Below are 8,263 nucleotides of genomic sequence, written 5' to 3'. Positions count from 1 at the left end.
GCCGACGCCGTCCGGGGCGCGGTCGGCGCGGCGCTCGGGGTGCGCGGCCGGCGGGTGGGCGGCCTCGAGCCCCTCGAGGCGCGCCGCGGCCATCTGCTGCTGCGCGAGCTCGGCGTACAGTCCGCCGCGCGCGAGGAGCTCGGCGTGCGTGCCGGACTCGACGATGCGGCCGGCGTCGATGACGTGGATGACGTCGGCCCCCACGACGGTCGACAGCCGGTGTGCGATCGACAGGGTCGTGCGGCCTCGCGCGGCGGCCTCGAGCGCCTCTTGCACGATGCGTTCGGAGACCGTGTCGAGCGCGGAGGTCGCCTCGTCGAGGAGCAGCACGGGCGGGTCCTTCAGGAGCACGCGCGCGATCGCGATGCGCTGCTTCTCGCCGCCCGAGAGCCGGTAGCCGCGCTCTCCGACCACGGTGTCATAGCCCTGCTCGAACCCCTCGATGATGTGGTGGATGTTGGCCGACCGGCAGGCCGCCTCGAGCTCGGCGTCGGTCGCGTCGGGCTTCGCGTAGCGCAGGTTCTCGCGGATCGTGGCGTGGAACAGGTAGGTCTCCTGCGAGACGATGCCCACGGAATCCACGATCGACTCCTGCGTGAGGCGCCGCACGTCCTCGCCGGCGAACAGCACGGCGCCGGCGGACGCCTCGTACAGCCGCGGCGCGAGATAGAGCACCGTCGTCTTGCCCGCCCCCGACGGTCCCACGAACGCGACCTGCTGCCCCGGCTCGGCGACGAACGAGACGCCGTCGAGGGTCGGTCGCGAGTCGGGCGCCGCATCCGGATAGCGGAAGACGACGTCGCGGAACTCGACGCGACCGAGCGGACCGGGGGCGCGCTCGACGGGGATCGCGTCGGGCGCGTCGACGATCTGCGGCACCAGGTCGAGGTACTCGAAGATGCGCGCGAACAGGGCGCGCGAGGTCTGCAGGTCGAGCGCGACGCGCATGAGCCCGGTCAACGGCTGCAGCAGGCGCGCCTGCACGGTGGTGAACGCCACGATCGTGCCGGCCGTGATGGCACCCTGCGCGCCGGCGATGAGGTAGCCCGACACGACGTAGATGACCACCGGCACGCTCGCCATGAGCACCTGCACGACGGCGAGGAAGCCCTGCCCGCTCATCGCCCGGCGCACCTGCAGCCGCACCTGGTTGCGGTTCTCGTCCTGGTAGCGCGCCGACTCCATGCGCTGGCGGTTGAACGCCTTCGACAGCAGGATGCCGGATACGCTCAGGGTCTCCTGCGTGATGGTCGTGAGCTCCGACAGCGACTCCTGCGTCTCGCCCGCGATGCGCGCGCGCACCTGGCCGACGCGCCGCTGCACGACGATGAGGAACGGCATGAGCACGACCGCGATGAGGGTCAGACGCCAGTCGATCAGGATCATCGCGACGAGGGATGCCACGACCGTGACGATGTTGCCCACGATGCTCGACACGGTGTTGGTGAGCACGCCCGCGACGCCGCCGACGTCGTTCTGCAGGCGCGACTGGATGACGCCGGTCTTCGTCCGGGTGAAGAAGCCCAGCTCCATCGCCTGGAGGTGCTCGAACAGCCGCACGCGCAGGTCGCCGGTGACGTTGTTCCCCACCGTCGAGGTGAGCCACGTCTGCGCGAAGCCGAACCCTGCCGACAGGAGGAACAGCGCGATCATGGCGGCGGCGAGCCAGATCAGCAGCCGCAGGTCGGGCGTGCCGTCGGCGGGGAAGAGCGCGTCGTCGAAGATCCGCTGGACGATCAGCGGCGGGATCACCGCGATCGTGGCCGACACGACGACGATGGCCGCCGTGACCGCGATGCGGCCCGTGTAGGGCCGGAACAGCGCGACGACCCGTCGGCCGAGGTTCGGGATGCGCGGCGCCTGGGCGTTGAGGCGTCGCTGCGCCGCCTCGTCGACCCCGCGCGCGCCGCCGCCGCGTCCCATCCCCATGCTCATGGCGCCAGCCTAGATCCCCGCGCCGACATCGGCGCCGGAGCGGCAGCGCTCATCCCAGGCTCGTGACGAGGTTGATCACGGTGGCGAGGATCACGGCGCCGAACAGGTAGGCCAGCAGCGACTGTGCGACCACGACACGGCGCATCCCGTTCGCGCGCACGTCGTTGTCCGACACCTGGTAGGTCATGCCGATGCCGACGGCGAAGTAGACGAAGTCGCTGTAGGACGGGTCCTCGCCCGGCGTGAAATCGATGCCGCCGACCGGATCGGCGTAGTAGAGGTGCGCGTAGCGCAGCATGTAGTCGACCTGGATGAGCGCCCACGACGCCGCGACCGCGACGACCGCGATGCCGCCGAGGACCATCGCTCCGACGGCGTCGGCCGACCGCGTCTGCACGAGGACGGCCGCGACCGCGCCGAGGCTCGCGACGCTTCCGAGCACGGCGATGATGCGCGCGGTGCGGCGCCCCGGATCCTCGGCGGTGGCGTGTGCGCGCGTCTGCGCGGCATCCATCCGCCACGTGAGGAGCAGGACCCACACGACGCTCGTCAGGGCCGCTGCGGCCCAGCCCGCCAGCACGCCGGCGACCGTTCCGAGCACGATCCCGGCCGCCAGGCCGACGACGACGCCGACCGCGAGCGACACGACGGCACGGACGAGGACGGCGGAACGCACGCGGTGAGAGCCCATAGCCGAATGTTTCCACCGATTCGGGGAATGCGGCGCCCGACGCGGTCGTTGACGTGGAGGTGCCGCTACGAGTGGCCGATTCGTCGACCACACGGGCTGGGACCCGCATGGTCCTGCGCAGCAAGGAGGGCCGCCCATGGCAGCCACGGAAACCCCGCCCCACAGCGTCCCCGGAACGCGATCCGGCTCCGGTCGCGGCGGTGCGATCCTGCGCCCCGAGGAGAGCCGCGTCGTCTGGCTGCTGCTGGCGGCCGCGTTCGTCGCGATCCTCAACGAGACCACGATGGGCGTCGCCATCCCCCACCTCATGGGCGATCTCGGCATCACCGCCGTCGCCGCCCAGTGGCTCACCACGGCGTTCATGCTGACGATGGCCGTCGTCATCCCGGTCACCGGGTTCCTCCTGCGCCGCTTCACGACCCGTTCGATGTTCGTCGCCGCGATGACCCTGTTCTCGCTCGGCACGCTCATCGCGCTGGTGGCCCCCGGGTTCCCGGTGCTGGTCATCGCGCGCGTGGTCCAGGCATCCGGCACCGCGATCATGATGCCGCTGCTCATGACGACGCTCATGACGATCGTGCCGCCGCACGCGCGCGGCCGCATGATGGGGCGCGTCAGCATCGTGATGTCGCTCGCGCCGGCGATCGGCCCGACCCTCGCCGGGTTCCTCCTCGACACGCTCAGCTGGCGCTGGATCTTCGGCGTCGTGCTGCCGATCGCGCTCGTCGCGCTCGCGATGGGCGCCAAGTGGATCCACAACCTCGGCGAGACGACGCACGCGCCGATCGACACGCTCTCGGTCGTGCTGTCGGCGTTCGGCTTCGGCGGACTCGTCTACGGCCTCAGCCAGATCGGCGGCGCCGAGCGGCACGAGGGCGGCGACCAGGCCGCCGCGTCGATGGCGACCGCATCGCTGGTCGTCTCGCTCGTGGTCGGCGTGATCGCGCTGACGGTCTTCGTGCTCCGCCAGCTGAAGCTGCAGAAGGTCGACGACGCGCTGCTCGACCTGCGGGTGTTCCGCTCGCGCAACTTCACGCTCGCGATCAGCCAGCTGGCGCTGCTGTCGGCGGCGTTCTTCGGCGTCATCACGGTGCTGCCGCTGTATCTGCAGAGCGTGCTCGGCGTCTCGTCGCTCGACACCGGCCTGGCCGTGCTGCCCGGCTCGCTCATCATGGGCCTCGCGGGTCCGTTCATCGGTCGCGTGTACGACGCGCGCGGCACGCGCACGCTGCTCGTGCCCGGCGCGATCCTCGCGATCGGCATGCTGTGGTTCTACGCGGTGTTCTTCAACGCGACGACCCCGCTGTGGGTCGTCGTGATCGCCCAGACCGTGCTGGCGCTCGGCCTGGCGCTCTCGTTCACGCCGCTGTTCACGGCGTCGCTCGCCTCGCTCGAGCCGCGGTTCTACTCCTACGGCTCGGCGATCGTCGGCACCGCGCAGCAGGTCGCGGGGGCCGCGGGCATCGCGGTGATGTTCACCGTGATGTCGGCCGTGACGGCGACGGCCACGGCATCCGGCGCGTCCGAGACGGTCGCGGGGGCCGCGGGCGCGCACGCCGCGTTCCTGCTCGCGGCCGTCGTGTCGCTGCCGCTCCTCGTGGGCGCGTTCCTCATCCGCAAGCCGGAGGACCAGGAGTTCGACGCCCCGCCGGCGCACTGACGCGATCGCGGTCACGCACGATCGCAGTCACGCCGCGCGGGAGGGGGATCAGGTCAGATCGCGCAGCTTCCGCCGCCGCAGCACGAGCCGCCGTCCTCGATGATCTGGAGGAGAGGCTTGTCGGCGGCGTCCGGCTGAGGGGCGGGCTGAAGCGCGGGCGTGGGCAGGTTCGCAGTGGCCATCCGCCCATGCTAGACCCGCGCGGCGGACCGTCGGCTCGGCGGGGCCGCCGTCGCTAGAAGATGCGGTCGTCGCTCTGGCAGGTGGGGCAGTACGAGCCGGTCGTGCTGCCGTGGGCGCGCTCGAGGATCGTGTCGCCGCACACCGGGCACGCCTCGCCGGCACGCCCGTGCACGCGCATCGCGGCGACCTTCGCGGCCTTGAGCCGGTCGATCGGGATGCCGCGGCGCTCCGCGATCGCCTCGCGCAGCGTCGCGGTGGTCGCGGCGAACAGACGCTCGCGCGCCGCCTCGTCGAGCGCCGACGCGTGCACGACCGGCGACAGCCGCGCGCGATGGAGGATCTCGTCGGAGTAGGCGTTGCCGATGCCCGCGAGCGACTCCTGCTCCTGCAGCAGGGCCTTCAGCTGCTTGCGGCGGCCGACGACGACCGCGTCGAGGCCGGCGCGCGTGAAGCCCGGGTCGACCGGGTCGGCGCCGAGCTTGGCGATCGCGGGCACCTCCCCCGGATCGGCGACGACGTGCAGGCCGAGCGAGACCCAGGACCCGGCATCGGTCAGCGTGAGCGTCACGCCCCCGTCGTGGGCCGCGCCCCCGTCGAAGGACAGCTCGGCGAGCGCGGGCGGACCGTGCTCGGTGACCGGCTCGGGGGCCGCCTCGCCCGACGTCTCCAGGCGCGCCCAGCCGTAACGGCCGAGCGAGACGACGAGGTGGACGTCGCCGAACGCGAGGTCGAGGTGCTTGCCGATGCGCGACGCGCCGGTCACGCGCGCGCCCACGAGCTCGGCGAGCGGACGAGCGCGCGTCTTCAGCGCGCGGAACTCGATGAGGTCCACCGCGACGAGCGCACGACCGGTCAGCCGCTCGTCGAGCGTCTCGGCGAGCGCCTGCACTTCGGGTGACTCGGGCACGAGCCCATCCTCCCACCGGGCGCCGACACGGGCCACGATAGGAGTGCACACCGTCCGCCGCTCCGCCGCCTGTCCGAGAGGATGCCGTCGATGACGACGATCCCGTTCTCCGCCCTCGTCCCCGATCCCGCCGCGGTGTCGCGCGTGTTCACCGGCGGCGTGTGGCTCGAAGGCCCCTGCTGGCTGCCCCGCGAGCGGCGCGTGCGCTTCAGCGACGTGAAGGCGAGCGTCGTGCGCGATCACGACCCGGCCACCGGCGAGACGACGGTCCACCGCGCGGAGTCGGATCACGTCAACGGGCGCACCGTCGACCTCGACGGGTCGGTGCTGGAGTGCTGCCACGGATCGCGGAGCGTGCTGCGCGAGCGCGACGGGGTCGTGACCACGGTCGTGGACCGCATCGGCGAGGCGCGCCTGAACGCGCCGAACGACGTCGTCGTCGACTCGCACGGCGCGATCTGGTTCACCGATCCGGCGTACGGCCTGATCTTCCCCGAGGAGGGCCACGGCGGACGGCGCGAGTACGGCGACCACTGGGTGTTCCGGCTCGGCGCCGACGGCGCGCTGCGCGTCGCGACGACCGACGTGGTCGAGCCGAACGGCCTCGCGTTCTCGCCCGACGAGTCCGTCCTGTACGTCGCCGACTCCGCGCGCGTCACGCGCCGCGGCGAGGGCGTGCTCGACCGTCATCACATCCGTGCGTTCACGGTCGACGGCGACCGCCTCAAGCTCGGCCGAGACGTCGCGGTCGTCGAGCCGGGTGTGCCGGACGGCATCCGCGTCGACGAGCGCGGGAACATCTGGTCGTCGAGCGAGGACGCCGTGATCGTCTTCTCCCCCGACGGCGTCGAGCTGGGTCGCGTCCCGGTGCCGGAGAAGATCGGCAACCTCGCCTTCGGCGGCGACGACGGCTCGACCCTGTTCATCACGGCGAGCTCGTCGCTCTACGCGCTCCCGACCGCCACGCGCGACTGCCGCCGCGCGTCCGGACGGGCGTGAGCCGCGGCTACCGGGACTCGATGATCCGACCGTCGACGTAGAGCCAGCGGCCGTCCTCGCGCACGAAGCGGGAGCGCTCGTGCAGCACTCCGACGCCGCCCTCCTCGGCGAGGAACGTCGCACGGAACTCGACGACGCCGGTCGTCGCGTCGGGTCCGCCGCCCTCGACGTCGACGACCTGAAGCCCCCGCCAGCGCGGGTCGTCGGCCAGGTCGAGCCCGGCCGGGCGGGTGGAGGGATGCCACGTGCGCAGCAGCCACGCGGCATCCCCGCGTCGGAACGCGTCGAACCGCGAGCGCATGAGCTCCTCCGCGGTCCGCGGCTCGGCGCCGGGGTCGGTCATCTGCGTCGTTCAGTCCCAGTCGAGGTAGTCCTCGATGACGCCGGCGGTGTCGCCGGCGTGCGTCGCGGGGAACAGGTGGCCGCCGCCCTCGACGGCGACGACGCTCACGCGGTCGGGTGCCGACGCGCGCAGTCGCTCGCCGCCCTCCGACGGCGCGATCCGGTCGTCGCCGCCCTGGATGACGAGCACCGGCACGGTCGCCGCGAGCGCCGCCCACTCGGCCGCCGGGGTCGCCGCCAGCGCGGCGGTCTGCTGCGGCTCGAGCGCGGCGGCGCGGGCGCGAGCGACGAACCGCCAGGCCAGCGCGGCATCCTCGAAGTCGCCGATCAGGTGCGTCACGCCCTCCGGCAGCTCGTGCTCGGGAGCCGCCAGGAAGCCGGCCTGCGCGGCGCGGGCCGTCTCGTCGGCCGGGGGCTCCTCCCCTTCGACGCCGAGCAGCAGCACGCCGTCGACGCGGTCGATGTGGTCGAGCGCGACCGTGCGCGCGACGGCGCCGCCGAACGCGTGCCCGCCGACCCAGGCGTGCCGCAGCCCCACGTGGTCCATGACGTCGACGACGTCCTGCGCGAGGTCGTGCATCGTGACCGCGTCCTGCGCGTCGGCCGGGCGGCGCGCACCGACGCGGAGCACGTGGAAGCCCTCGTCGGCGAGCATGTTGGCGAGGATGCCGAGATAGGCGAGCTCGAGTCCCCTGCCCGGGAGCAGGACGAGCGCGGGGCCTTCGCCCTGATCGACGAAGGGCACGGCACGGCCGTCGGGCTCGAAGATTCGGGTCTGTGTCACGGGGCGGTCCTCTCCCTGGATATGGGCGTTCGATCGCGGGCAGGTCAGCGACGAGCGTATCTCAGAGCGCTGTGTCCGCCGGCCGTCCCGCGCGGCCGTCAGCGCTCGTACGGCTCCTCGTCAGTGCTTCTGCAGCTCCTCGGCGAGCATCACGAGGATGCCGCTCGGACCGCGCAGGTAGGTGAGCTTGTAGACGTCGCGATAGGTCGCCACGCCGCGCAGCGGGTGGCAGCCGTGCCTCGCGGCGATCGCGAGGGCCTCGTCGATGTCGTCGACCGAGAAGGCGACGCGGTGCATGCCGATCTCGTTGGGGAGCGTGGGCTCGGTCTCGATCGCATCGGGATGGATGTACTCGAAGAGCTCGAGGCGGCCCTGGCCGTCGGGCGTCTGCAGCATCGCGATCTTCGCGTGGTTGCCGTCGAGGCCGACGGCGGTGTCGGTCCACTCGCCGCTGACCGTGTCGCGGCCGATGACCGCGAGCCCGAGGTCGGCGAAGAACGCGATCGCCTCCTCCAGGTCGCGGACGGCGATGGCGACGTTCTCGAGTCTGATGGGCATGCCGAGCATGCTATCCCGTGCCGGGAGGTCCGACCGCGACCTGGCAGAGTCTCCGGACTGCCGGGGAAGATGGATCCGGCCCCCGCTCGACCGACGCGGGGGATGCTGGTGAGCGACGGACCGGTGGGAAGGCGGCGATGAGCGGCAAGGAAGAGGTGCGGCAGTTCCTGATGTCGCGCCGGGCGGGTCTCACGCCCGCCGAGG

General features: G+C 72.4%; 9 protein-coding genes. 2 read left to right on the top strand and 7 right to left on the bottom strand.

Annotated features, from left to right (window positions below):
• Window positions 1–1,935: ABC transporter ATP-binding protein (locus WML84_RS10675; protein WP_347346127.1), on the bottom strand; the 1,935-nt coding region annotated here is incomplete at its 3' end.
• A gap of 49 nt (window positions 1,936–1,984) precedes the next feature.
• Complete coding sequence (locus WML84_RS10670; protein WP_347346126.1) at window positions 1,985–2,611, bottom strand: DUF1345 domain-containing protein; 627 nt, start codon at window positions 2,609–2,611, stop codon at window positions 1,985–1,987.
• 151 nt (window positions 2,612–2,762) lie between these two features.
• Between WML84_RS10670 and WML84_RS10665 the strand changes: the two genes are divergently transcribed.
• Entirely contained in the window at window positions 2,763–4,286 is a 1,524-nt protein-coding gene (locus WML84_RS10665) for an MDR family MFS transporter (protein ID WP_347346125.1), read from the top strand.
• A 53-nt stretch (window positions 4,287–4,339) separates the two neighbouring features.
• Here WML84_RS10665 and WML84_RS10660 read toward each other — a convergent pair whose 3' ends face one another.
• Both WML84_RS10660 and WML84_RS10655 read right to left on the bottom strand, forming a co-directional pair.
• A complete protein-coding gene (locus WML84_RS10660; RefSeq protein WP_347346124.1) occupies window positions 4,340–4,468 on the bottom strand; it encodes a hypothetical protein in 129 nt (42 codons plus the stop codon).
• A 53-nt stretch (window positions 4,469–4,521) separates the two neighbouring features.
• On the bottom strand, window positions 4,522–5,376 hold the full coding sequence (locus WML84_RS10655) for a DNA-formamidopyrimidine glycosylase family protein (protein WP_347346123.1): 855 nt from the start codon (window positions 5,374–5,376) through the stop codon (window positions 4,522–4,524).
• Window positions 5,377–5,466: 90 nt separating this feature from the next.
• Here WML84_RS10655 and WML84_RS10650 point away from each other — a divergent pair, with 90 nt between their 5' ends.
• Window positions 5,467–6,375 carry an SMP-30/gluconolactonase/LRE family protein gene (locus WML84_RS10650; RefSeq protein ID WP_347346122.1) on the top strand — a complete coding sequence of 303 codons (909 nt, stop codon included), beginning with the start codon at window positions 5,467–5,469 and terminating at the stop codon, window positions 6,373–6,375.
• Window positions 6,376–6,382: 7 nt separating this feature from the next.
• On the opposite strand, the gene WML84_RS10645 is transcribed toward WML84_RS10650, so the two are convergent.
• The 3 genes from WML84_RS10645 to WML84_RS10635 all read right to left on the bottom strand — a co-directional run bounded on the left by WML84_RS10645 (window position 6,383) and on the right by WML84_RS10635 (window position 8,059).
• On the bottom strand, window positions 6,383–6,718 hold the full coding sequence (locus WML84_RS10645) for a YchJ family metal-binding protein (RefSeq protein WP_347346121.1): 336 nt from the start codon (window positions 6,716–6,718) through the stop codon (window positions 6,383–6,385).
• Window positions 6,719–6,727: 9 nt separating this feature from the next.
• On the bottom strand, window positions 6,728–7,501 hold the full coding sequence (locus WML84_RS10640) for an alpha/beta fold hydrolase (protein WP_347346120.1): 774 nt from the start codon (window positions 7,499–7,501) through the stop codon (window positions 6,728–6,730).
• Window positions 7,502–7,621: 120 nt separating this feature from the next.
• Window positions 7,622–8,059, bottom strand: coding sequence for a VOC family protein (locus WML84_RS10635; RefSeq protein WP_347346119.1), 438 nt, complete (start codon window positions 8,057–8,059; stop codon window positions 7,622–7,624).
• Window positions 8,060–8,263 lie beyond the last annotated feature (204 nt).

The sequence above is a fragment of the Microbacterium sp. genome (assembly GCF_039812165.1).
Classification (GTDB): Bacteria; Actinomycetota; Actinomycetes; order Actinomycetales; family Microbacteriaceae; genus Microbacterium.
This window is presented reverse-complemented; position numbering and strand designations above follow the sequence as displayed.

Bases quoted from the DNA above. Each gene is read 5' to 3' on its own strand.
- WML84_RS10635 (WP_347346119.1), bottom strand. From the start codon at position 8,059: ATGCCCATCAGACTCGAGAACGTCGCCATCGCCGTCCGCGACCTGGAG.
- WML84_RS10665 (WP_347346125.1), top strand. From the start codon at position 2,763: ATGGCAGCCACGGAAACCCCGCCCCACAGCGTCCCCGGAACGCGATCC.
- WML84_RS10650 (WP_347346122.1), top strand. From the start codon at position 5,467: ATGACGACGATCCCGTTCTCCGCCCTCGTCCCCGATCCCGCCGCGGTG.
- WML84_RS10660 (WP_347346124.1), bottom strand. From the start codon at position 4,468: ATGGCCACTGCGAACCTGCCCACGCCCGCGCTTCAGCCCGCCCCTCAG.
- WML84_RS10645 (WP_347346121.1), bottom strand. From the start codon at position 6,718: ATGACCGACCCCGGCGCCGAGCCGCGGACCGCGGAGGAGCTCATGCGC.